The organism is Aquipseudomonas ullengensis (assembly GCF_014174475.1).
Classification (GTDB): Bacteria; Pseudomonadota; Gammaproteobacteria; order Pseudomonadales; family Pseudomonadaceae; genus Aquipseudomonas; species Aquipseudomonas ullengensis.
Genome location: NZ_JACJUD010000005.1, coordinates 67,082 through 89,115, shown reverse-complemented (window position 1 = coordinate 89,115; position 22,034 = coordinate 67,082). Strand labels below are relative to the sequence as shown.

Below are 22,034 nucleotides of genomic sequence, written 5' to 3'. Positions count from 1 at the left end.
AGGTGGAGATGTCATGGCTCAGTCGGAAACTGTTGAGCGCATTCTTGATGCGGCAGAGCAGTTATTTGCGGAGAAGGGTTTCGCGGAAACCTCTTTGCGCCTGATTACCAGCAAGGCTGGGGTCAATCTGGCTGCAGTCAACTATCACTTCGGCTCGAAGAAGGCGTTGATCCAGGCGGTCTTCTCGCGCTTCCTCGGGCCGTTCTGCCAGAGCCTGGAGCGCGAACTCGATCGCCGCCAGGCCAAGCCGGAAGGCAAGACCAGCCTTGAAGAGCTGCTGATCATGCTGGTCGAGCAAGCCCTGGCGGTGAAGCCGCGCAGTGGCAATGATCTGTCGATCTTCATGCGCCTGCTCGGGCTGGCTTTCAGTCAGAGCCAGGGTCACCTGCGTCGTTATCTGGAAGACATGTACGGCAAGGTGTTCCGTCGCTACCTGGTGCTGCTGCACGAGGCCGCGCCGCGCATTCCTCCGCTGGAACTGTTCTGGCGCGTGCACTTCATGCTCGGTGCCGCCTCGTTCAGCATGTCCGGGATCAAGGCGTTGCGTGCTATTGCCGAGAACGACTTCGGCGTCGATACCTCGATCGAGCAGGTGATGCGCCTGATGGTGCCGTTCCTGGCTGCCGGCATGCGTTCTGAAACCGCCGTGATCGATGAGGCACTGGCAAGCGCCCAGTTGAAGCCTCGTGCAAAGGTCGCGGCAGCGGCGAAAGCCTGAGCCGCTGTGCCCGAGCGGGCTGATCGGCTAAGCTAGCCGCCCATGTGCCCGCTCGATTTCCTGCATATCTCCATCGCTGATCAGTGCCTGTACGGTTTTGCCGACGGGCAGCTGTGTGTGCGCCTGCCGGTTTCCACGGCCCTCAATGGCGCGGGCGAACGCAGTGGCTCGAATTGCACGCCGCGTGGACGGCATCTGGTGCGTGCGCGGATCGGTGATGGCCTGCCGCAAGGTGCGGTACTGCGAGGGCGGCGCTGGACCGGTGAGGTCTGGTCGGCGGAGCTGCACAGCCAGTTCCCGGGTCGGGACTGGATCCTGACCCGCATCCTCTGGCTCAGTGGCTGCGAGCCAGGTATCAATCGACTGGGTGCCGTCGATACCTTCCGCCGCTACATCTACCTGCACGGCACGCCTGATACTGAACCTCTCGGCGTGCCGCTGTCCCATGGCTGCGTGCGCCTGCGCAATTGCGACCTGCTGGATCTCTTCCCTCGTGTGCCACTGCACTGCGCAGTGCTGATCGATGAGGCGCCGTGCCCCGAGTGGGCGGCTGCCACTCTCGCTTAAGGAATGTTTGTGACGACTCCCCTGTATGGCTCCCTGATGCTGGACGTGCATGGCACCTGGCTGACCGCCGAAGACCGGCAGATCCTGCGCCAGCCGCAAGTGGGCGGGCTGATTCTGTTTGCCCGCAATATCGAAGACCCGCGCCAGGTACGCGAGCTCTGCGCCTCCATTCGTGCGGTGCGTCCGGACCTGCTGCTGGCGGTCGACCAGGAAGGCGGGCGGGTGCAGCGCCTGCGCCAGGGTTTCCTGCGCCTGCCGGCGATGCATGCCCTGGCTGACAACGACAACGCCGAGTACCTGGCCGAGCAGTGCGGCTGGTTGATGGCCACTGAAGTACTGGCGGTCGGTCTGGACCTCAGTTTCGCCCCGGTGCTGGATCTCGACTACCAGCGCAGTGCGGTGGTCGGCAGCCGCAGTTTTGCTGGCAACCCGGAGCTGGCGACAACCCTGGCCGGTGCCTTTATCCGTGGCATGGCTGCTGCGGGCATGGCCGCCACCGGTAAGCACTTCCCCGGTCATGGCTGGGCCGAGGCGGACTCCCACGTGGCGATCCCGGTGGACGAGCGCAGCCTGGAGCAGATTCGCGGCAATGACCTGATTCCGTTCCAGCGCCTGAGCACGCAACTGGCGGCGGTGATGCCGGCCCACGTTATCTACCCGCAAGTCGACAACCAGCCGGCTGGCTTCTCGCGGCGCTGGTTGCAGGACATCCTGCGCGGCGAGCTGGGCTTCGAGGGCGTGATCTTCAGTGACGACCTGTCCATGGCCGGCGCCCACGTGGTTGGCGATGCTGCCAGTCGCATCGAGGCGGCGCTGTCGGCTGGTTGTGACATGGGCCTGGTGTGCAACGACCGTGGCGCGGCCGAGCTGGCCCTGAGCGCCGCGCAGCGCCTCAAGGTGCAGCCGCCCAAGGGCCTGGCGCGCATGCGCGGGCAGGGTTTCGCCAGTACCGATTACCGCCAGCAGCCGCGCTGGCTGACCGCGGTGGCCGCCTTGCGCACCGCGCAACTGATCGATTGATGGCCTGAGGGATAAGCGCATGACTGTCTACGCGATCATTGGTGGCACCGGGCTGACCCAGCTGGATGGCCTGACCCTGAAACAGATGCAGCACCTGGATACGCCCTACGGCGCGCCCTCCGCGCCGGTGCTGCGTGGCGAATATGCCGGCCATGAGGTGCTCTTCCTTGCGCGTCACGGCCACCCGCACCGGATTGCGCCGCATCAGGTGAACTACCGCGCCAACCTCTGGGCGCTCAAGCAGGCAGGTGCCGAGGCGATCATCGCGGTCAACGCGGTCGGTGGCATCCATGCGGCAATGGGTAGCGGCCACCTCTGTGTAGCGCACCAGATCATTGACTACACGTGGGGGCGCGAACACACCTTCTTCGAGGGTGAGCTCGACCATGTCACCCACATCGATTTCAGCTACCCCTATGACGAGGCGCTGCGCGGCAAGCTGATCGAGGCGCTGCAGGCGCTGGGGCACCCGCACAGCAGTCATGGCGTGTATGGCGCCACCCAGGGCCCGCGCCTGGAAACGGTGGCGGAAATCGCCAGAATGGAGCGCGACGGTTGCGACATCGTCGGCATGACCGGCATGCCGGAAGCGGCCCTGGCGCGCGAGCTGGATCTGCCGTATGCCTGCCTGGCGCTCGTGGTCAATCCGGCGGCGGGCAAGTCCAGCGGCATCATCACCATGGCAGAGATCGAGCAGGCTCTGGCCGATGGAATCGGCAAGGTGCGTGATGTGCTGAGTCGGGTGTTGGCCGTCTGATTGGCCCGGTAACGAAAAAGCCCCGCAGTGCGGGGCTTTTTGTTGGCGGCAATTATTGCGGGGTGATTTTCACCAGCATGCCCAGGCTGCCGTGGTCGAGGTAGGTCAGTTCGCCGGCTTTCAGGCGAGTGCCCTGTTTCAAGCGCTCGCTGCCGGTAACCAGGCCGTCGTTGTCGAACTGGTTGATCCAGACATCGGCATCCAGATCGATGACCCGCTCTTCACGCAGGCTGAGGGTGCCTTCCACCGGGTAGTGGCCGAACTTCTGCTCGCCGAGGGTGATGGTCACCTTGCTTGGCGCGGCACTCAGGTTCTGCGCCCAGGCCTGGTGCAGCAGCACCTGGTAGCCATTGCCCGGGTTGAGCTTGGCGGCTTCGTTGTCCAGTGCCGTACCGCGTTCACTGCCGGCGGGCAGAGCCTGGCTACCGGCGGCCCAGTCATCCGGGGCAGGTTGGCTGGCGGCAATCTGCTCGCCGGCCTGGCGGAAGACGATTACTTCGACCTGAAACAGGCCATCGGCGAAGGCCGACGGTGCCAGCAGGGTCAGCAGCAGGGCGAGAGGGAGCGCACGCATGGGTCAGTCCTTTAAGCAGATTGCGGTGTGAGTCGCTCGAGCAGGGCTTCGAGCGTATTGAAACGTTCTTCCGGGCGCTCCATTGGCACCTGGAATTTGAACAGGGTGGCGCCTTCGAACTTGTAGCGCGTGGGCTGGCTCTGGATCAACTTGATCAGCACCATCGGGTCGACGCAGGTGTCGGCGGCAAACTCGATGCGCCCCCCTTGCGGGCCGGCGTCGATCTTCTTGATCCCGAGCTTTTCCGCCTGCAGCTTGAGCAGGGTCAGGCGCACCAGGTGCTTGCTCGGCTCCGGCAGCAGGCCAAAGCGGTCGATCATCTCCACCTGCAGCTCCTTCAGGCCATCCTCGTCGGCGGCGTTGGCGATGCGCTTATAGAGAATCAGCCGCGCATGCACGTCGGGCAGGTAGTCCTCGGGGATCAGCGCCGGTACACGCAGGTTGATCTCCGGGCCGCCGCCCAGCGGTTGGTCGAGGTTGGGTTGCTCGCCCTTGCGGATGGCCTTCACCGCGCGTTCGAGCATTTCCATATAGAGGGTGAAGCCGACCGCCTGGATCTGCCCGCTCTGGCCGTCGCCGAGCAGCTCGCCGGCGCCGCGGATTTCCAGGTCGTGGGTGGCCAGGACGAAGCCGGCGCCGAGGTCCTGGGCGTTGGAAATGGCTTCCAGGCGCTTCTGTGCGTCGTCGGTCATCTGCTTGCGCGGTGGCGTCAGCAGGTAGGCGTAGGCCTGGTGGTGGCTACGGCCGACGCGCCCGCGCAGCTGGTGTAATTGCGCCAGGCCGAACTTGTCGGCGCGCTCGATGATGATGGTGTTGGCGCTCGGCACGTCGATGCCGGTCTCGATGATGGTCGAGGCGATCAGTACGTTGAAGCGCTTGTGGTAGAAGTCGCTCATCACCTGTTCCAGCTCGCGCTCGCGCATCTGCCCGTGGCCGATGCCGATGCGCGCTTCCGGGACCAGTTCGGCCAGGTCGGTGGCGCACTTCTCGATGGTCTTCACGTCGTTGTGCAGGTAGTACACCTGGCCGCCGCGCAGCAGCTCGCGCAGCAGGGCTTCCTTGATCGTTGGGTTGTTCTGCTCCATGACGAAGGTGCGCACCGACAGGCGGCGCGCCGGCGGCGTGGCGATGATCGACAGGTCGCGCATGCCGGCCACGGCCATGTTCAGGGTGCGCGGGATCGGCGTGGCGGTCAGGGTGAGGATGTCGACCTCGCTGCGCAGGGCCTTGAGCTGCTCCTTCTGGCGCACACCGAAACGGTGTTCCTCGTCGATGATGCACAGGCCCAGGTCCTTGAAACGCACATCGTCCTGCAGCAGCTTGTGGGTGCCGATGACGATGTCGATCTTGCCCTCGGCCAGCTTGGCCACGGCTTCGTCCACTTCCTTGTTCGACTTGAAGCGGCTCATCACCTCGACCGTTACCGGCCAGTCGGCGAAGCGGTCACGGAAGCTGTTGTAGTGCTGCTGGGCGAGCAGGGTGGTCGGCACCAGTACCGCGACCTGGCGGCCGCTGTGCACGGCAATGAAGGCCGCGCGCATGGCCACTTCGGTCTTGCCGAAGCCAACGTCGCCGCACACCAGGCGATCCATCGGCTTGGGCGCGAGCATGTCGGCCAGCACCGCGTCGATGGCTGTCTGCTGGTCCGGGGTTTCCTCGAAGGGGAAGCCGGCGCTGAAGGTGGCGTAGTCGGCCAGTGGGTCCTTGAACGCATAGCCTTCGCGGGCAGCGCGGCGGGCGTAGATGTCGAGCAGCTCGGCGGCGACATCGCGCACCTGCTCGGCTGCCTTGCGCTTGGCTTTCTGCCAGGTTTCCGAACCGAGGCGGTGCAGCGGGGCGAGGGCGTCGTCGCTGCCGGTGTAGCGGGCAATCAGGTGCAGGCTGGCGACCGGCACGTAGAGCTTGGCTTCCTCGGCGTACATCAGGGTGAGGAACTCGGCGGCCTGGCCGTCGAACTCCATGGTCACCAGGCCCAGGTAGCGGCCGACACCGTGGTCGATGTGCACCACCGGCGAGCCTTCGCGCAGTTCGGTGAGGTTCTTGATCACATTGTCGCCGCCGTCGCGCGATTTCTCGCGGCGCCGGCGTTGCATCACGCGTTGGCCGAACAGCGGGCTTTCGGCGACCAGGGCGATCTCGTCGAGCAGCAGGCCTTCATCCAGCGGCGCGATGCAGATGCCCAGGCGCGACTTGCTGCTGGTGAACTCCGACCAACCGCTGACTTCCAGCGGTTTCAGCTTGAGGCGGGCGAGCAGTTCCAGCAGCACTTCGCGGCGCCCGGCCGACTCGGCGCAGAACAGCACGCGGCCCGGGTATTCCTCGATAAAGCGGCGCAGCGCCGCCAGCGGCTCGCTGGCCTTGGCCTGGATAGCCAGGTCGGGCAGGGCGCGGGCGTCGAAGCGTTCGCGGCCGACGCCGGTTTCAATATCAGCCTGGTCGGCGACCACGCGGGGCCAGTTCTTCAGGCGGGCGAAGCAATCCTCCACCGGCAGGAACAGGTCGGCCGGCGGCAGCAGTGGGCGTTCCGGGTCGACCTTGCGTTCTTCGTAGCGGCCCCGGGCATCCGTCCAGAACTGCTCGGCGGCTTTTTCGATGCCCGGCAGGGAAAACACCTGGGTGTCGGCCGGCAGGTAATCGAACAGGGTGGCGGTTTCTTCGAAGAACAGCGGCAGGTAGTACTCGATACCGGCTGGGGTAATGCCGGTGGAGAGGTCCTGGTAGATCGGGCAGCGGCGGAAATCCACGTCGAAACGCTCGCGGAAGCGGCCGCGGAAGTCGGTGACGGATTTCTTGTCCAGCGGGAACTCGCGCGCCGGCAGCAGGCGGATCGATTCGACCTTATCCACCGAACGCTGGGTTTCCGGGTCGAAGGTGCGCAGCGTCTCGATCTCGTCATCGAACAGGTCGATACGGAACGGCGTCTCGCTGCCCATCGGGAACAGGTCGATCAGTGCGCCACGCACGGCGAACTCACCGTGTTCATACACCGTGTCCACGCAGCGGTAGCCGGCGGCTTCCAGGCGTGCGCGCATCTCCTCGACATTCAGCTTCTGGCCGATATCCAGCACCAGGCCGCTGCCGAGCAGGAAGCGCGTTGGTGCGATACGGTGCAAGGCCGTGCTGATCGGCACCACCAGCACGCCGTGCTTGAGCTGCGGCAGGCGATAGAGGGCGGCGATGCGCTGGGAAATGATGTCCTGATGTGGCGAAAACAGGTCGTAGGGCAGGGTTTCCCAGTCCGGGAAGTGCAAAACGGGCAGGTCCGGAGCAAAAAACGCCAGCTCTTCCTGCAGGCGCTCGGCGTTCTGGCTGTCGGCGGTCAGCAGCAGGGTAAAGCGCTTGGCGGCGCTGGCGGCTTCGGCAATCGCCAGGCTCAGCGCGGCGCCGGGCAGGTTGCCCCAGTGCTGCTTGCCGGCGGCAGCGGGTAGTTTCGGTAGGTGCAGTACGGACACAGGCAACGCAACCCCAGATTGGCGAGCGGGCGATTGTAGCCAGCGGAGATAGCGGCTGTCAGTTGCGACAGGCGCGCATTGCTCAGGCGCTCGCACGCCGTCATAATGTAGCCCCTTTTTTCAGCCCCTACATGTGGAAGGTATTGCCCGTGACTCAGAAGCCCGACCAGTGTCTCGGTGAGTGGATCGATCGTGAAGCCCTCGCAGAAGCGATGATTCCGATGATCGGCCAGCTCTACCGCAACAACAGCGTGGTGACCTCGATCTACGGCCGTGGTCTGATCAACCGCTCGGTGATCGATATTCTGAAAGCCCACCGTTTCGCCCGTCACCGTCTGGCTGACGATGGCGAGTTGTCGGTGCACGACACCTTCCCGATCCTTAAAGCGATGAGCGAGCTCAAACTGGGCGCCGCCTCCGTGGATCTGGGCAAGATGGCCAGCAAGTTCAAGGCCGAAGGTGCTGGCCGCTCTGTCGAGCAGTTCGTCAAGGAAGAGCTGGCTGAGGTAGTCGGCAAGCAGAACGGTGCTGCCCGTGAAGGCACCGACGTGGTGCTGTACGGCTTCGGTCGTATCGGCCGCCTGCTGGCACGCATCCTGATCGAGAAAACCGGTGGTGGCGATGGCCTGCGTCTGCGCGCCATCGTTGTGCGCAAGGGCGCCAGCAATGACCTGGTCAAGCGCGCCAGCCTGCTGCGCCGCGACTCGGTACACGGCAAGTTCGATGGCACCATCACCATCGACGAAGAAAACAACACCCTGACGGCCAACGGCAACCTGATCCAGGTGATCTACGCCAAGGACCCGAAAGAAGTCGACTACACCCAATACGGCATCAAGAACGCCCTGCTGGTGGACAACACCGGCGTATGGCGTGACGCCGAGGGCCTGGGCCAGCACCTGGCCTGCCCGGGTGTCGCTCGCGTGGTGCTGACCGCACCGGGCAAAGGCGCACTGAAGAACATCGTGCATGGCATCAACCATGGCGAAATCACTGCCGACGACAAGATCATCTCCGCTGCTTCCTGCACCACCAACGCCATCGTGCCGGTGCTGAAAGCGGTGAATGATCAGTACGGCATCGTCAATGGCCACGTCGAAACCGTTCACTCGTACACCAACGACCAGAACCTGATCGACAACTTCCACAAGGGCAGCCGTCGTGGCCGCAGCGCCGCGCTGAACATGGTCATCACCGAAACCGGTGCTGCCACTGCCGCCGCCAAGGCCCTGCCGATCCTGAAAGGCAAGCTGACCGGCAATGCCATTCGCGTGCCGACGCCGAACGTGTCGATGGCCATCCTCAACCTCAACCTTGAGAAGGCCACCACCCGCGAAGAGATCAACGAGTACCTGCGCCAGATGGCCATGCACTCGGACCTGCAGAAGCAGATCGACTTCGTCCAGTCGCAGGAAGTGGTTTCGACTGACTTCGTCGGTTCGCGCCACGCCGGTGTGGTCGACGCCGAAGCCACCATCGCCAACGACAACCGTGTCGTGCTCTACGTCTGGTACGACAACGAGTTCGGCTACAGCTGCCAGGTGGTGCGTGTGATGGAAGACATGGCCGGGGTCAACCCGCCAGCCTTCCCGCAGTAAGCGCAAGGCGGTATGCAAAGAAACGGGAGCTTCGGCTCCCGTTTTGCATTTCAACGCTTAGCGTCTCAGTGATCGGCCAATAACTGTTTGCGCAGTTTGTCCGACAGGCCTTCGGGGGCCAGCCAGATGCCCAGGTAGGCGCGGGCCAGTTCGGTGTCGCCGCTGCGGAACACTTCGCTGCCGTTGCGTTCCAGGGTCAGTCCTTGCTGTAGCGAATAGTTCAAGGCGTAGCGGTCGCCGGGGCGGATGTCGCGGAACGTGGCGTGCAGGGCATCCAGCTCGGGTTTCAGCTTTGCCAGTTGGGCGGCATCGTGCTGTCGCTCAAGGGTTACCCAGGCGGCTTTGACCACATCTTTTTTGGCGATATCGCGGTAGTAATACAGCTCCAGTCGCTGCGTGGCGGGTCGGCCGACGGCCTGGCTGGGATTGATGTCGGCTGCGGTGTAGAAGGCGGCTGCGTACACGTCGGCCCACAGGTAGGTCAGCAGAGCCTGATTCTTGCGTTCCAGGGTGGTATCTGCCAGCTCGTAGGTGCGGCTGAAGGCCGCCTGGTCGAGGAGGGGGTCGTTGGTATTGGCCATCAGGTTGCTGGTGCTGGCGAGCAACAGGATAAGCGCATGCAGGTAGCGCATGAGGCATGCTCCGCAGTGTTTAGGTGCTTGTCGCCGTGCTTGAGTTGGGCGTCAAGTCCAGTGCTGTTGCCTGGTGTTACGACTTGTCGGTCGGAAACAGCACTGATGGGTGGGACTTACTGGCTTATCTCCTTATAATTTCAACGCTTTTCACTTCGGGATGGCCGCGCGAGTATCGCCGGCCTGGGCGCAAGCGCTCTGTTCATACTCATCCCGGTTGTGTTCCAACTCTGCCGAAGCACTGTTTTCAGTGTTTGGATCACTTAATGATCAAAATAAAGTCTGGGCTGGATCTGCCGATCAGCGGCGCTCCCGAACAACGTATCGAGGCGACGCGGGCGGTGCGTAGCGTGGCCGTATTGGGCTGCGATTATCACGGCATGAAGCCGACCATGGCCGTACAGGTCGGTGACCAGGTCAAGCTTGGTCAGGTGCTGTTTTCCGACAAGAAGAACCCGGGCGTGCATTTCACCGCGCCGGGCGCTGGCGTGGTCAGCGCGATCCACCGTGGCGAGCAGCGCGTGCTGCAATCGGTGGTGATCGACCTGGATGGCGACGAGGCTGTCGAGTTCGCCCGCTACGAAGCCGGCCAGCTGGCCAGCCTGGAGCCGCAGGCGGTGCGTGACAACCTGCAGCAGTCCGGCCTGTGGGCTGCGCTGCGCAGTCGCCCGTTCAGCAAGGTGCCGGCCATCGATGCGGTGCCCAGCTCGATTTTCGTGACGGCTATCGATACCCAGCCTCTGGCTGCCGACCCTGCGCTGATCATTGCCGAACAGGCTGGCGCTTTCGAAAATGGCCTGAGCGTGCTGGCGCGCCTGGCCAAGGTGTTTCTGTGCAAAGCCGAAGGCGTGCAGTTGCCGGGTGAAAACCTGCCGGGTGTGCAGGCCGAAGCTTTCGCTGGCCCGCATCCGGCCGGCTTGCCGGGCACCCATATACATTTCCTCGATCCGGTCAGCGTCAGCAAGAGCGTGTGGCAGATCGGCTATCAGGACGTGATCGCCATCGGCCAGCTGTTCACCAGCGGCCGCTTGCATGTCGAGCGCGTGGTGGCCTTGGCCGGCCCGGTGGTGGATAAACCGCGTCTGCTGCGCACCCGTCTCGGCGTCAGTCTGGATGAGCTGAGCGCGGGCGAGCTGCAGCCAGGTAACAACCGGGTGATTTCCGGTTCGGTGCTGGGTGGCCGCACCTCGCGTGGCGCCTTCGCCTTTCTCGGTCGCTACCACGTGCAGGTGTCCTGCCTGCACGAAGGCAACGAGCGCGAACTGCTGCACTACCTGCGCGCCGGGGTGAACAAGCACTCGGTGCTGAATATCTTCGTGTCCAAACTGTTGGCGGCCAAGCGTTTCGCCTTCGACACCAGCACCAACGGCAGCCCGCGCGCCATGGTACCGGTGGGCAACTACGAGGCGGTGATGCCGCTGGATATCCTGCCGACCCAGCTGCTGCGTTACCTGATTGTTGGCGACACCGAGATGGCGCAGAAGCTCGGCTGTCTGGAGCTGGATGAGGAAGACCTGGCGCTGTGCAGCTACGTCTGCGCCGGTAAATACGAATACGGTCCGATCCTGCGGGACAACCTGACCCGCATTGAGCAGGAGGGCTGATCAATGTCCTTGCGTAAATTCCTCGACAAGATCGAGCACAACTTCGAACAGGGTGGCCGCTTCGAGAAGTGGTATGCACTGTATGAAGCCGTCGACACCTTCTTCTACCGCCCGGGCAGCGTGACCAAGACCACCGCCCACGTGCGTGACGGCATCGACCTCAAGCGCATGATGATGACGGTGTGGTTTTGCACCCTGCCGGCGATGTTCTTCGGCATGTGGAACATCGGTTTTCAGGCCAACAGCCTCATGGCCGCCAACCCCGAACTGCTGGCCGCCCAGGATGGCTGGCGTTTCGGCCTGATCGGCCTGCTCGCCGGCTTTGATCCAAACAGCCTGTGGGATTGCTTTATCCAAGGCGCGGCGTATTTCCTGCCGGTGTACTTGGTCACCTTTATCGTCGGCGGTTTCTGGGAGGTGCTGTTCGCCTCTATCCGCCGGCATGAGGTTAACGAAGGTTTCTTCGTCACTTCCGTACTGTTCGCCCTGACCCTGCCGCCGGATATCCCGCTGTGGCAGGTGGCGCTTGGTATCAGCTTCGGCGTGGTGATCGGCAAGGAAGTGTTCGGCGGCACCGGCAAGAACTTCCTTAACCCGGCCCTGGTTGGCCGCGCCTTCCTGTTCTTCGCCTACCCGGCGGACATCTCCGGTGATGCGGTGTGGACTGCTGTGGACGGCTATGCCGGTGCCACTGCGCTTTCCGTAGCTGCGTCTGGCGGCATCGAGCAGGTGACGGCCAATGGCCTGAGCTGGTGGGGCGCATTCGTCGGCCTGGAGCATGGCTCCATGGGCGAGACCAGCGTGCTGGCGATCTTTATCGGCGGTGCCTTCCTGCTGCTGAGCAAGATTGCCTCCTGGCGCATCGTCAGTGGCGTGATGCTGGGCATGATCGCCATGAGCTACTTGTTCAACCTCATCGGCTCAGACAGCAATCCGATGTTCTCGATGCCCTGGCACTGGCACCTGGTGGTCGGCGGTTTCGCCTTTGGCATGATCTTTATGGCCACCGACCCGGTGTCGGCGTCCATGACCAACACTGGCAAGTGGCTGTTCGGCGCGCTGATCGGGGTGATGGTGGTGCTGATCCGTGTGGTCAACCCGGCCTTCCCGGAAGGCATGATGCTGGCGATTCTGTTCGCCAACCTCTGCGCACCGCTGATCGACCACTTCGTCGTGCAGGCCAATATCAAGCGGAGGCTCGCCCGTGGCTAAGCAAGAATCGACCGTCCGCACCCTGACTGTGGCGGTACTGGTGTGCCTGGTCTGCTCGGTTTTCGTCGCCGGCGCAGCGGTGGCGCTGAAACCGACCCAGGTGGAAAACCGCCAGCTGGACAAGCAACGCAGCATCCTGGCGATTGCTGGTTTGGGCGAGGAGGGCATGTCGGCCGCCGCGATCAAGGCGCTGTATGCCGAGCGCATCAAGGCCCGCGTGGTTGACCTGCAGACCGGCGCATTCAGCGATGCCGAGGACGCCGCCAGCTTCGACCCACTCAAGGCAGCCAAGGATCCAGCGCTGTCCGATGCCCTCGCCGGGCCGCAGGACATCGCCTCGATCAAGCGCCGCGAGCGGCTTTCCACCGTGTATATGGTGGAAACCGACGGCCAGCTCGACACCCTGATTTTGCCGGTGCGCGGTTACGGCCTGTGGTCGACCCTGCACGGCTTTATCGCCATCAAGGGCGACCTCAATACCGTGGTTGGCTTCGGTTTCTACCAGCACGGTGAGACCCCGGGTCTGGGCGGCGAGGTGGACAATCCGAAGTGGAAGGCGCTGTGGGCCGGCAAGACCCTTTTCGATGAGCAGGGGCTACTGGCCGTGGAAATCATCAAGGGCAGTGTCGATCCGCAGTCGGCCAAGGCCACGCACCAGGTCGATGGCCTGGCCGGTGCCACGCTGACCAGCAAGGGCGTGAACAACCTGCTGCATTTCTGGCTGGGTGAGAGCGGCTTCGGCCCGTTGCTGGCCAACCTTAAGAAAGGGGAGGCATAAGCATGTCGCAACCCACCATCAAGAGCGTGTTGCTCGACCCGATCGTGCACAACAACCCCATCGGCCTGCAGATCCTCGGTATCTGTTCGGCCCTGGCGGTGACCTCCAACCTCAAGACCGCGCTGGTAATGTCGATCGCCCTGACCCTGGTGACCGGCTTCTCCAACCTGTTTATCTCGATGATTCGCAGCCAGATCCCCAGCTCGATCCGCATGATCGTGCAGATGGTGATCATTGCGTCCTTGGTGATCGTGGTCGATCAGGTGCTCAAGGCGTTCGCCTTCAGCCTGGCCAAGCAGCTGTCGGTGTTTGTCGGCCTGATCATCACCAACTGCATCGTCATGGGCCGCGCCGAAGCCTTCGCCATGGCCAATCCGCCGGTGCTGTCGTTCTTTGATGGCATCGGTAACGGCCTGGGCTACAGCGCCATGTTGATCGTCCTCGGCGTGTTCCGCGAGCTGTTCGGGGCCGGCAAGCTGCTTGGCTACAGCATCCTGCCGACAGTCAGCGATGGTGGCTGGTACCAGCCAAACGGCCTGCTGCTGTTGCCACCTTCGGCGTTCTTCCTGATTGGTTTGATCATCTGGGCGCTGCGCAGCTGGAAACCGGCGCAGAAGGAAGCCCCGGCTTTCCGCATGGCCCCGCAAGTCTCGGATAAGGAGGCCTACTGATGGAGCACTACCTCAGCCTGTTCGTGAAGGCGGTGTTTATCGAGAACATGGCCTTGGCCTTCTTCCTCGGCATGTGCACCTTTATCGCCATTTCCAAGAAGGTGGAAACCGCCATTGGCCTCGGCATCGCCGTGGTCGTGGTGCAAGCCATCACCGTGCCGGCCAACAACCTGCTGTACACCTACCTGCTCAAGGAAGGCGCGCTGGCCTGGGCTGGCCTGCCGGACGTTGACCTGTCGTTTCTCGGCTTGCTCAGCTACATCGGGGTGATTGCCGCCATCGTGCAGATCCTCGAGATGCTCCTGGATAAGTACGTGCCGTCGCTCTACAACGCCCTCGGCGTGTTCCTGCCGTTGATCACGGTGAACTGCGCGATCATGGCTGGCTCGCTGTTTATGGTGGAGCGCGACTACAACCTGGCCGAGAGCGTGACCTACGGTATCGGCTCCGGTTTCTCCTGGGCCCTGGCCATCGCGCTGCTGGCTGGCATCCGCGAAAAGCTCAAGTACAGCGATGTGCCAGAGGGCCTGCAGGGCCTGGGCATCACCTTTATCACCATCGGTCTGATGTCGTTGGGCTTTATGTCCTTCGGCGGCATTCAACTCTAAGGAGCGCCTGATGGGTTTCGAGATTTCCCTAGCCATCGGCATGTTCACCGCCATCGTCCTGGCGTTGGTGGTGATCATCCTGGCTGCGCGCGCCAAGCTGGTTTCCAGCGGCGACGTGAATATCGTCATCAACGGTGAGCGCACCCTCACCGTGCCGGCCGGCGGCAAGCTGCTGCAGACTCTGGCGGCGAACAACGTGTTCCTCTCTTCGGCTTGCGGCGGCGGCGGTACTTGCGCCCAGTGCAAGTGCGTGGTCGAGTCCGGCGGTGGCGAGATGCTGCCCACCGAGGAATCGCATTTCACCAAGCGCGAGGCCAAGGCTGGCTGGCGCCTGTCGTGCCAGACCCCGGTCAAGCAGGACATGCACATCGAAGTGTCGGAAGAAGTGTTCGGCGTGAAGAAGTGGGAATGCACGGTGGAGTCCAACCCCAACGTCGCCACCTTTATCAAGGAGCTGACGCTGAGATTGCCGGAAGGCGAGAGCGTCGACTTTCGCGCCGGTGGCTACGTGCAGCTGGAATGTCCGCCGCACGAGGTGGCCTACAAGGACTTCGACATCCAGCCCGAGTACCGGGGCGACTGGGACAAGTTCAACCAGTGGAAGTACCTGTCCAAGGTCGACGAGCCGGTGATCCGAGCCTACTCCATGGCCAACTACCCGGACGAGAAGGGCATCGTCAAATTCAACATCCGCATCGCCTCGCCGCCACCGGGCAAGGATCACCTGCCGCCAGGCCAGATGTCCTCCTGGGTATTCGGCCTCAAGCCGGGCGACAAGGTCACGGTATACGGCCCGTTCGGCGAGTTCTTCGCCAAGGACAGCGATGCCGAGATGATCTTTATCGGCGGCGGTGCCGGTATGGCGCCGATGCGCTCGCACATCTTCGACCAGCTCAAGCGCCTCGGCTCCAAGCGCAAGATCAGCTTCTGGTACGGGGCGCGCTCGCTGCGCGAGGCCTTCTATGTCGAGGAATACGACCAGCTGGCGGCAGAGAACCCGAACTTCGAGTGGCACCTGGCGCTGTCCGATCCGCAGCCGGAAGACAACTGGACCGGCCTCAAGGGCTTTATCCACAACGTGCTGTTCGAGCAGTACCTCAAGGACCATCCGGCACCGGAAGACTGCGAGTTCTACATGTGCGGCCCGCCCATGATGAACGCCGCGGTGATCAAGATGCTGCTGGACCTGGGTGTGGAGCGCGAGAACATCCTGCTGGACGATTTCGGTGGTTAAAACTGCGTTGTTTGCTCTGCTTGCTGGCGTGTTGCTGGCCGGCTGTGGCGAGCAGATCGAGGAATTCGGCGGTCCGACCATGGGCAGCCACTACTCGCTGAAATATGTAGCGGGCGAGGAGACGCCGCAGCCGCAGGCACTCAAGGCCGAGGTAGAGGCACTGCTGGCCGAGGTGGATCGGCAGATGTCCACCTGGCGTGCGGATTCCGACCTGTCCGTGTTCAACCGTCTTCCAGCAGGCAGTTGCCGTGATATGCCGCCGGCAGTACTGGAACTGGTGCGTTTTGGTGAGCAGTTGTCGCGCGATAGCGATGGCGCCTTCGACCTGACCATCCAGCCGCTGCTGGATCTCTGGGGCTTCGGTTCGCAGTCACGCGGGACGCAGGTGCCGAGTGCCGCGCAGATTGCTGCGGCGCGGGCCAATGTCGGTCATCGCTACCTGCACATCGACGGCACTCAACTGTGCAAGCGAGCCGCTATCGAGCTCGATCTGGACAGTATCGCCGCTGGTTATACGGTGGATCGTATCGCTGCCCGCTTGCGCGAATTGGGTGTGCATAGTTACTTGCTGGACGTCACCGGTGAGCTCAAGGCGGCTGGGCGTAAGCCCGATGGCTTGCCCTGGCGTATCGCCATCGAGGCTCCGCGCGATGACCAGCAGGTGGCGCAGAAGACCCTGGCGCTGGATGGCCAGGGGGTTTCCACATCCGGTGACTACCGCAACTATTTCGAGCAGGACGGCAAACGCTATTCGCATACCCTCGACCCACAGATCGGTGCGCCGATCAGTCATCGTCTGGCGTCGGTGACCGTTGTCGACGCTTCAACCCTGCGCGCCGATGGTCTGTCGACTTTACTCATGGTGCTAGGGCCGCAGCGGGGTTTCGCCTACGCTGAGCAAGCCGGTTTGGCGGCGTTCTTCGTCAGTCGTACCGACAGTGGTTTCACCACCCGCGCCACCGCGGCATTCGAGCGTCAGTTCGGCGCAGGAGCAAAGCAATGACCTGGCTACTGGTATTCATCGTCATGTTGCTGGTGGTGCTGGGCATGGCGGTCGGTGTGATCATGGGGCGCAAACCCATCGCCGGTTCCTGCGGTGGCATCGCCAACCTCGGTATCGAGAAAGAATGCTCAATTTGCGGCGGTAGCCGCGAGAAGTGCGAAGAAGTGAATCGTGAGCAGGCGGGCGATGTAGTGAATTCAAAGCTCGCCTACGACGCGACCAAGCGCTAATGTGCGCCGCGAAATGGCCTGATTAAGCTGGGCCGATGATTTGAGTGCTGTGGCCATGGGGTGCCGCAGCCTTGTCCAGCGTCCCGTAGAGGGCGTCTGGTGCGTGATGAGGAGTAAGCATGGCGGTCTACAACTACGACGTGGTGGTGCTGGGTTCCGGCCCTGCGGGTGAAGGCGCGGCGATGAACGCCGCCAAGGCGGGGCGCAAGGTGGCGGTGGTCGACAACCGCCCACAGGTTGGCGGCAACTGCACCCACCTCGGCACCATTCCTTCCAAAGCCCTGCGCCACTCGGTGCGGCAGATCATGCAGTACAACACCAATCCGCTGTTCCGCCAGATCGGCGAGCCGCGCTGGTTCTCCTTCCCCGACGTGCTGAAAAGCGCCGAGCGGGTGATCGACAAGCAGGTTGCCTCGCGCACCAGCTACTACGCCCGCAACCGCATCGATGTGTTCTTCGGCACCGCCAGTTTCGCCGACGAGCAGACCGTGGAAGTGGTGTGCCCGAGTGGTGTGGTGGAAAAGCTGGTGGCCAAGCAGGTCATCATCGCCACTGGTTCGCGCCCGTATCGTCCGGCCGATATCGACTTCCATCACCCGCGTGTCTACGACAGCGACACCATCCTCAGCCTGACTCACACACCGCGCCGCCTGATCATTTACGGCGCCGGGGTGATCGGTTCCGAGTACGCCTCGATCTTCAGTGGCCTGGGTGTGCTGGTCGACCTGATCGACAACCGCGATCAACTGCTCAGTTTCCTCGACGACGAAATCTCCGATGCGCTGAGCTACCACCTGCGCAACAACAATGTGCTGATCCGTCACAACGAGGACTACGAGCGCATCGAGGGCGTGGAGAGCGGGGTGATCCTGCACCTCAAGTCCGGCAAGAAGATCAAGGCCGACGCCTTGCTCTGGTGCAATGGCCGGACCGGCAACACCGACAAGCTGGGCCTGGAAAACATTGGCATCAAGGTCAACAGCCGTGGGCAGATCGAGGTCGACCAGCACTACCGCACCTCGGTGTCGAACATCTACGCCGCCGGTGACGTTATCGGCTGGCCGAGCCTGGCCAGCGCTGCCTATGACCAGGGCCGCTCGGCCGCTGGCAGCGTGGTGGAGAACGACAGCTGGCGCTTCGTCAATGACGTGCCGACCGGCATCTACACCATTCCGGAGATCAGCTCGATCGGCAAGAACGAGAAGGAGCTGACCCAGGCCAAGATCCCTTATGAGGTGGGCAAGGCCTTCTTCAAGAGCATGGCGCGGGCGCAGATTTCCTTCGAGCCGGTGGGCATGCTGAAGATCCTGTTCCACCGCGATACCCTGGAAATCCTCGGCGTGCACTGCTTCGGCTACCAGGCCTCGGAGATCGTCCACATCGGCCAGGCGATCATGAACCAGAAGGGCGAGGCGAACAGCATCAAGTACTTCGTCAACACCACCTTCAACTACCCGACCATGGCCGAAGCCTATCGGGTGGCGGCGTTCGACGGTCTCAACCGGCTTTTTTGACCGGCTCCGACCGGTGGCCTGAGCCGGTCGGGGTAGATCCCTTCAGCGATTCCCGCGAGTGGCGCTGGCCTAACCGGGAGAGCTTCTGACCAGGCGATACAACAAAAAAACCGGCCCATGAGGCCGGTTTTTGCTTTCTCCCCTCTCCCTCCGGGAGAGGGGCCGGGGGTGAGGGATGCTGCCGGCCGCTCGAAGTACGTCGCCTGCCCCTCACCCTAGCCCTCTCCCGGAGGGAGAGGGGATTGGAGGCTAGCGCTTGAGCGTATCCACGGCCAGGCCGGGGAAGTCGGTGATGATGCTGTCCACGCCGAAGTCGGCGAGGCGGCGCATCAGGGCGGGCTCGTTGACCGTCCACACCGTCACATGCAGGCCAGCCTTCTGTGCCTTGGCCAGGCGCTCTGGGGTGCACAGCGTCCAGTTCAGCGCGAGCATGCTGCAGCCGTAATGCGCGGCCACTTTCAGCGGGTCGAGCCAGTTGTACTCGGCGACCAGGCCGCGCGACATCTCTGGCGCCAGGCGCTTGAGGGCGCGCAGGACTTCGCGCGAACTGCTGGTGACGGTGATGCGGTCCTTGTTGCCGAAGCGTTCGGCGAGCGCCTGGATGGCCAGTACGGTGCGTGCGGCGCGCACCCGCGAGGCGCTTTTGACTTCCAGTTGCCAGTGTTCGAAATCGCACTGCTCGAACAGTTGCTCGAGGGTTGGGATCGGGCAGGACGTTTTCCAGCCCGGGCCGCCGTGGCGTGCGTCGTAGCCAACCAGCTCCGCCGCGCTGTGCTCGACCACCTTGCCGCGGCGGCCGGTGGTGCGTTTCAGGGAGGGGTCGTGGATCACCATCAACTGGCCGTCACGGGATAGGTGCAAGTCCAGCTCGCAATGCCGGACGCCGTGTTCGAGACATTGCTTGAAGCTGGTGAGGGTATTTTCCGGTGCTTCGCCCTTGGCGCCGCGGTGGCCGTAGATAAGGGTCACTGTTGTTCCTTCAGGTAGCGGGGCTGATGGTGCAGAACGCTGTCGACCACGTGGTCGTATTCGAAGTACACGCTGAAATCGCGATAGTCCCAGCGGGTGATGGGTGGCTGGCCGACGGCGGCGTGCTCTTCGTCAGCCAGGCCGTAGCGCTCCAGCACGGCATGTTTCGATTCGCCGCGCGTGGGCAGCACGATGTCGCTCGGGCCTTGCGCGCCAATCGGGATTTCGATGGTTTCGGCGTGGACTACCAACGGCAGGCTCAGGGCCAGAAGCAGCAGGACGTGTTTCATCGCTGCTGCTCCCGGGCCAGGCGGCGCTCCAGGGCCTGCTTCTGCAGGATATGGCGGGCGAGCAACTGGCGCTGGGCGTCAGTGAGGGCTTCGAACTCGGTGCCGATCTCGAACTGGCCATCGTCACGCGCCTGGCAATGCATCACCTGTGCGCGCAGCAGCAAGCCAAGTGCCTGCGGCATCAGCACCATTTTCAACGCCAGGTGGCTGCCGGGTGCGACGGCTTTGGAGTGGTTGAAGCTCAGGCCGCCTTCGGACAGGGAGACCTGACGCGGCGCGCCGATATCCTGCAGCAGGCTCTGGGCGACGGCCTGGCCGAGCAGGTCGATGCGCTTGTTCATCACCTTCAGGTAGTTGGCCAGGGTGCGATCGCGCTCGCTGATGTGGCGCAGCAGATGCTGCGACTCGAAGTCCATCAGATGCAGGTCACTGAGCAGGTTGAACAGCGGCGACGAGCCGTCGTGCAAAGGCTCCGTAGCCTGGGCTTCAGGCCCGGACAGCAGGCTGAAATCCAGTGCGATCGTATCCTCGATACGGTAGTATTCGCGGCGATCATCGGCGTCTAGATACGACATGGCGAACCCGTGGCAGCAGTGGTGGTCTGAGTGTAAAGCTGCTCGCCAAGCCCCGCCACAAGGACGTCCCCCTTTCGCCAGCGAACCTCTCTCATGTTCAGACCTCTGCCGTTCTTTATCGGCTTGCGTTACACGCGGGCCAAGCGCCGCAACCTGTTTGTTTCCTTCATCTCCCTTACCTCGATCATCGGCCTCGCCCTGGGCGTGCTGGTAATGATTGTCGTGCTGTCGGTGATGAATGGTTTTGACCGTGAAATGCGCACTCGCGTTCTGGGCATGGTGCCGCACGCCACGCTCGAAGGCAGCCAGCCGCTCAAGGACTGGAAGCAGATTGCCGCGCGCGTTGCCGAGCATCCACAGGTGCTGGCCGTGGCGCCATTCACCCAGATGCAGGGCCTGCTGACCAACAACGGCCAGGTGCAGAAGGTGCTGATCAACGCCATCGACCCGCTGGAAGAGCGCAAGGTGTCGATCATCGGTGACTTCTTCCTCAAGGATCAGGGTTCTCTCGAGGCCCTTGAGCCCGGCACCTTCGGCATCATCGTCGGCGATATGGCGGCGAAGAAGCTCGGCCTGGCGCTGGGCGACAAGGTCACCTTCGTCGCCCCGGAAGTGGCGGTGACGCCCGCCGGGATGTTCCCGCGCATGAAGCGTTTCTCGGTAGTCGGTATCTTCCATGTCGGCGCCGGCGAGATCGACGGCCATGTGGCCATGGTCCATGTGCAGGACGCCGGTCGCCTGCTGCGCCTTAAGCAGGGCGAAGTGCAGGGCGTGCGCCTCAAGCTGCGCGACCTGTTCCAGGCGCCGCAAGTAACCTGGCAACTGGTCAACGAGCTGCGCGCCGACGAGCTGTTTGCCGGTGACTGGACCCGTTCCCACGGCAACCTGTACCAGGCGATTCGCATGGAGAAGGCGATGATCGGCCTGCTGCTGCTGCTGATCGTTGCGGTGGCGGCGTTCAACATCATTTCCACCCTGGTGATGGTGGTTACCGACAAGCAGTCGGATATCGCCATCCTGCGCACCCTGGGTGCCACGCCACGGCAGATCATGCTGACGTTCATGGTGCAGGGCACCGTGATCGGCGTGGTCGGCACCCTGATCGGTGGCGCGCTGGGCGTGCTGGCGGCGCTGAATGTCAGTGCCGCGATCAAATGGCTGGAGGGTGCGCTGGGCATCCAGTTCCTCAATGCCGAGGTGTATTTCATCGATTACCTGCCCTCGCAGGTGCAGTTGAATGACGTGCTGCTGGTCTGCGGCGCCGCGTTGATCCTGAGTTTTCTTGCCACCCTTTATCCGGCCTGGCGCGCGGCGCGCATCCAGCCTGCGGAGGCTTTGCGTTATGAGTGATAAGGCTGTTCTGAGTTGCCGCAACCTCGGCAAGAGCTACGAAGAAGGCCCGCAGACGGTCGAGGTGCTGACCAGCGTGGAACTGGAGTTGTTGCCGGGTGAGCGGGTTGCCATCGTTGGCAGCTCCGGCTCTGGCAAGAGCACCCTGCTGAACATGCTCGGCGGCCTGGATACCCCAAGCCAGGGCAGCGTGTGGCTGGCCGGCGAGGAGCTGTCCGCCTTGAACGAGAAGGCCCGTGGCCTGCTGCGCAACCGCGCGCTGGGCTTCGTCTACCAGTTCCATCACCTGTTGCCGGAGTTCACCGCGCTGGAAAACGTCTGCATGCCGCTGCTGATCGGCAAGACGCCGATTGCCGAGGCTCGCCAGCGCGCCGTTGCCTTGCTGGATCGGGTTGGCCTGGGCCATCGCCTGAGTCACAAGCCGGCTGAGCTGTCTGGTGGTGAGCGTCAGCGCGTGGCCATCGCCCGTGCCCTGGTCAACCAGCCGGCGCTGGTGCTGCTCGACGAGCCGACCGGCAACCTCGACCACCACACCGCCCAGGGAATCCAGGAGCTGATGCGCGAGCTGAGCCTGTCGTCGCGCACCGCCTTTCTGGTGGTAACCCACGACCTGCAGCTGGCCCAGCAGATGGATCGGGTGTTGCGTCTGGAAGACGGCAAGCTGGTGGCTGCCTAACC

Annotated in this window: 22 protein-coding genes; 16 read left to right on the top strand and 6 right to left on the bottom strand. The window is 63.2% G+C overall.

Annotated elements, in window-relative coordinates; translation table 11 throughout:
- Positions 1-13: 13 nt before the first annotated feature.
- From H3H51_RS15520 to H3H51_RS15505, 4 genes are read left to right on the top strand one after another with little or no spacing between them, the layout of a single operon-like run.
- Positions 14-718 carry a TetR/AcrR family transcriptional regulator gene (locus H3H51_RS15520; RefSeq protein WP_183089975.1) on the top strand — a complete coding sequence of 235 codons (705 nt, stop codon included), beginning with the start codon at positions 14-16 and terminating at the stop codon, positions 716-718.
- Positions 719-760: 42 nt separating this feature from the next.
- A complete protein-coding gene (locus tag H3H51_RS15515; RefSeq protein ID WP_183089974.1) occupies positions 761-1,285 on the top strand; it encodes a L,D-transpeptidase in 525 nt (174 codons plus the stop codon).
- A 9-nt stretch (positions 1,286-1,294) separates the two neighbouring features.
- Positions 1,295-2,305, top strand: a complete 1,011-nt coding sequence (gene nagZ / locus H3H51_RS15510) for a beta-N-acetylhexosaminidase (RefSeq protein ID WP_407926510.1) — start codon at positions 1,295-1,297, stop codon at positions 2,303-2,305.
- Positions 2,306-2,324: 19 nt separating this feature from the next.
- The gene (locus H3H51_RS15505; RefSeq protein WP_183089973.1) at positions 2,325-3,062 is read left to right on the top strand and encodes an S-methyl-5'-thioinosine phosphorylase; all 738 of its coding nucleotides are present in this window, start codon (positions 2,325-2,327) and stop codon (positions 3,060-3,062) included.
- Between the two features lie 52 nt (positions 3,063-3,114).
- Here H3H51_RS15505 and H3H51_RS15500 read toward each other — a convergent pair whose 3' ends face one another.
- Positions 3,115-3,636, bottom strand: a complete 522-nt coding sequence (locus H3H51_RS15500) for a CsiV family protein (protein ID WP_183089972.1) — start codon at positions 3,634-3,636, stop codon at positions 3,115-3,117.
- An 11-nt stretch (positions 3,637-3,647) separates the two neighbouring features.
- Complete coding sequence (gene mfd / locus H3H51_RS15495) at positions 3,648-7,088, bottom strand: transcription-repair coupling factor (RefSeq protein ID WP_183089971.1); 3,441 nt, start codon at positions 7,086-7,088, stop codon at positions 3,648-3,650.
- A 131-nt stretch (positions 7,089-7,219) separates the two neighbouring features.
- On the opposite strand from mfd, the gene H3H51_RS15490 reads away from it, so the two are divergent.
- Positions 7,220-8,686 (top strand): glyceraldehyde-3-phosphate dehydrogenase, encoded by a 1,467-nt coding sequence (locus H3H51_RS15490; RefSeq protein ID WP_183089970.1) that lies wholly within the window; start codon positions 7,220-7,222, stop codon positions 8,684-8,686.
- 65 nt (positions 8,687-8,751) lie between these two features.
- Here the strand turns inward: H3H51_RS15490 and H3H51_RS15485 are convergent, their stop codons facing one another.
- Complete coding sequence (locus H3H51_RS15485; protein ID WP_183089969.1) at positions 8,752-9,318, bottom strand: chalcone isomerase family protein; 567 nt, start codon at positions 9,316-9,318, stop codon at positions 8,752-8,754.
- Between the two features lie 266 nt (positions 9,319-9,584).
- Here H3H51_RS15485 and H3H51_RS15480 point away from each other — a divergent pair, with 266 nt between their 5' ends.
- From H3H51_RS15480 to sthA, 9 genes are all read left to right on the top strand, one after another.
- The gene (locus H3H51_RS15480; protein WP_183089968.1) at positions 9,585-10,922 is read left to right on the top strand and encodes a Na(+)-translocating NADH-quinone reductase subunit A; all 1,338 of its coding nucleotides are present in this window, start codon (positions 9,585-9,587) and stop codon (positions 10,920-10,922) included.
- Between the two features lie 3 nt (positions 10,923-10,925).
- Complete coding sequence (locus H3H51_RS15475; RefSeq protein WP_183089967.1) at positions 10,926-12,134, top strand: NADH:ubiquinone reductase (Na(+)-transporting) subunit B; 1,209 nt, start codon at positions 10,926-10,928, stop codon at positions 12,132-12,134.
- Positions 12,127-12,912 (top strand): Na(+)-translocating NADH-quinone reductase subunit C, encoded by a 786-nt coding sequence (locus tag H3H51_RS15470; protein WP_183089966.1) that lies wholly within the window; start codon positions 12,127-12,129, stop codon positions 12,910-12,912. The genes H3H51_RS15475 and H3H51_RS15470 overlap by 8 nt, the downstream gene beginning before the upstream one ends.
- Positions 12,909-13,583 carry an NADH:ubiquinone reductase (Na(+)-transporting) subunit D gene (locus H3H51_RS15465; protein ID WP_183090226.1) on the top strand — a complete coding sequence of 225 codons (675 nt, stop codon included), beginning with the start codon at positions 12,909-12,911 and terminating at the stop codon, positions 13,581-13,583. The genes H3H51_RS15470 and H3H51_RS15465 overlap by 4 nt, the downstream gene beginning before the upstream one ends.
- Positions 13,583-14,191, top strand: coding sequence for an NADH:ubiquinone reductase (Na(+)-transporting) subunit E (gene nqrE / locus H3H51_RS15460; RefSeq protein WP_183089965.1), 609 nt, complete (start codon positions 13,583-13,585; stop codon positions 14,189-14,191). Before H3H51_RS15465 ends, nqrE begins: the two co-directional genes overlap by 1 nt.
- Before the next feature lie 7 nt (positions 14,192-14,198).
- Positions 14,199-15,425, top strand: coding sequence for an NADH:ubiquinone reductase (Na(+)-transporting) subunit F (gene nqrF / locus H3H51_RS15455; protein ID WP_183090224.1), 1,227 nt, complete (start codon positions 14,199-14,201; stop codon positions 15,423-15,425).
- The gene (locus H3H51_RS15450) at positions 15,418-16,428 is read left to right on the top strand and encodes an FAD:protein FMN transferase (RefSeq protein ID WP_328803672.1); all 1,011 of its coding nucleotides are present in this window, start codon (positions 15,418-15,420) and stop codon (positions 16,426-16,428) included. Before nqrF ends, H3H51_RS15450 begins: the two co-directional genes overlap by 8 nt.
- On the top strand, positions 16,425-16,658 hold the full coding sequence (nqrM, locus tag H3H51_RS15445) for a (Na+)-NQR maturation NqrM (RefSeq protein WP_183089964.1): 234 nt from the start codon (positions 16,425-16,427) through the stop codon (positions 16,656-16,658). Before H3H51_RS15450 ends, nqrM begins: the two co-directional genes overlap by 4 nt.
- A 119-nt stretch (positions 16,659-16,777) precedes the next feature.
- Entirely contained in the window at positions 16,778-18,172 is a 1,395-nt protein-coding gene (gene sthA / locus H3H51_RS15440; RefSeq protein ID WP_183089963.1) for a Si-specific NAD(P)(+) transhydrogenase, read from the top strand.
- Between the two features lie 249 nt (positions 18,173-18,421).
- Here the strand turns inward: sthA and H3H51_RS15435 are convergent, their stop codons facing one another.
- Genes H3H51_RS15435 through H3H51_RS15425 form a run of 3 tightly spaced genes read right to left on the bottom strand, consistent with a single transcriptional unit; the run spans position 18,422 to position 20,006 of the window.
- A complete protein-coding gene (locus H3H51_RS15435; protein ID WP_183089962.1) occupies positions 18,422-19,141 on the bottom strand; it encodes a glycerophosphodiester phosphodiesterase in 720 nt (239 codons plus the stop codon).
- On the bottom strand, positions 19,138-19,431 hold the full coding sequence (locus H3H51_RS15430) for a phosphodiesterase (protein WP_183089961.1): 294 nt from the start codon (positions 19,429-19,431) through the stop codon (positions 19,138-19,140). Before H3H51_RS15430 ends, H3H51_RS15435 begins: the two co-directional genes overlap by 4 nt.
- Positions 19,428-20,006: a PilZ domain-containing protein gene (locus H3H51_RS15425; protein WP_183089960.1), complete on the bottom strand. Its 579-nt coding sequence runs from the start codon at positions 20,004-20,006 to the stop codon at positions 19,428-19,430. The genes H3H51_RS15430 and H3H51_RS15425 overlap by 4 nt, the downstream gene beginning before the upstream one ends.
- Before the next feature lie 93 nt (positions 20,007-20,099).
- On the opposite strand from H3H51_RS15425, the gene H3H51_RS15420 reads away from it, so the two are divergent.
- Together H3H51_RS15420 and lolD are read left to right on the top strand one after the other, a co-directional pair.
- On the top strand, positions 20,100-21,356 hold the full coding sequence (locus H3H51_RS15420; RefSeq protein ID WP_183089959.1) for a lipoprotein-releasing ABC transporter permease subunit: 1,257 nt from the start codon (positions 20,100-20,102) through the stop codon (positions 21,354-21,356).
- Positions 21,349-22,032: a lipoprotein-releasing ABC transporter ATP-binding protein LolD gene (lolD, locus tag H3H51_RS15415; RefSeq protein WP_183089958.1), complete on the top strand. Its 684-nt coding sequence runs from the start codon at positions 21,349-21,351 to the stop codon at positions 22,030-22,032. The genes H3H51_RS15420 and lolD overlap by 8 nt, the downstream gene beginning before the upstream one ends.
- The last annotated feature ends 2 nt before the right edge of the window (positions 22,033-22,034 follow it).

Coding starts and splice junctions, on each gene's coding strand:
- H3H51_RS15520 (WP_183089975.1), top strand. CDS start 14: ATGGCTCAGTCGGAAACTGTTGAGCGCATTCTTGATGCGGCAGAGCAG.
- H3H51_RS15480 (WP_183089968.1), top strand. CDS start 9,585: ATGATCAAAATAAAGTCTGGGCTGGATCTGCCGATCAGCGGCGCTCCC.
- H3H51_RS15475 (WP_183089967.1), top strand. CDS start 10,926: ATGTCCTTGCGTAAATTCCTCGACAAGATCGAGCACAACTTCGAACAG.
- H3H51_RS15500 (WP_183089972.1), bottom strand. CDS start 3,636: ATGCGTGCGCTCCCTCTCGCCCTGCTGCTGACCCTGCTGGCACCGTCG.
- H3H51_RS15425 (WP_183089960.1), bottom strand. CDS start 20,006: ATGTCGTATCTAGACGCCGATGATCGCCGCGAATACTACCGTATCGAG.
- H3H51_RS15485 (WP_183089969.1), bottom strand. CDS start 9,318: ATGCGCTACCTGCATGCGCTTATCCTGTTGCTCGCCAGCACCAGCAAC.
- sthA (WP_183089963.1), top strand. CDS start 16,778: ATGGCGGTCTACAACTACGACGTGGTGGTGCTGGGTTCCGGCCCTGCG.
- nqrM (WP_183089964.1), top strand. CDS start 16,425: ATGACCTGGCTACTGGTATTCATCGTCATGTTGCTGGTGGTGCTGGGC.
- H3H51_RS15420 (WP_183089959.1), top strand. CDS start 20,100: ATGTTCAGACCTCTGCCGTTCTTTATCGGCTTGCGTTACACGCGGGCC.
- H3H51_RS15490 (WP_183089970.1), top strand. CDS start 7,220: ATGTGGAAGGTATTGCCCGTGACTCAGAAGCCCGACCAGTGTCTCGGT.
- nqrE (WP_183089965.1), top strand. CDS start 13,583: ATGGAGCACTACCTCAGCCTGTTCGTGAAGGCGGTGTTTATCGAGAAC.
- H3H51_RS15505 (WP_183089973.1), top strand. CDS start 2,325: ATGACTGTCTACGCGATCATTGGTGGCACCGGGCTGACCCAGCTGGAT.
- H3H51_RS15430 (WP_183089961.1), bottom strand. CDS start 19,431: ATGAAACACGTCCTGCTGCTTCTGGCCCTGAGCCTGCCGTTGGTAGTC.
- H3H51_RS15515 (WP_183089974.1), top strand. CDS start 761: ATGTGCCCGCTCGATTTCCTGCATATCTCCATCGCTGATCAGTGCCTG.
- lolD (WP_183089958.1), top strand. CDS start 21,349: ATGAGTGATAAGGCTGTTCTGAGTTGCCGCAACCTCGGCAAGAGCTAC.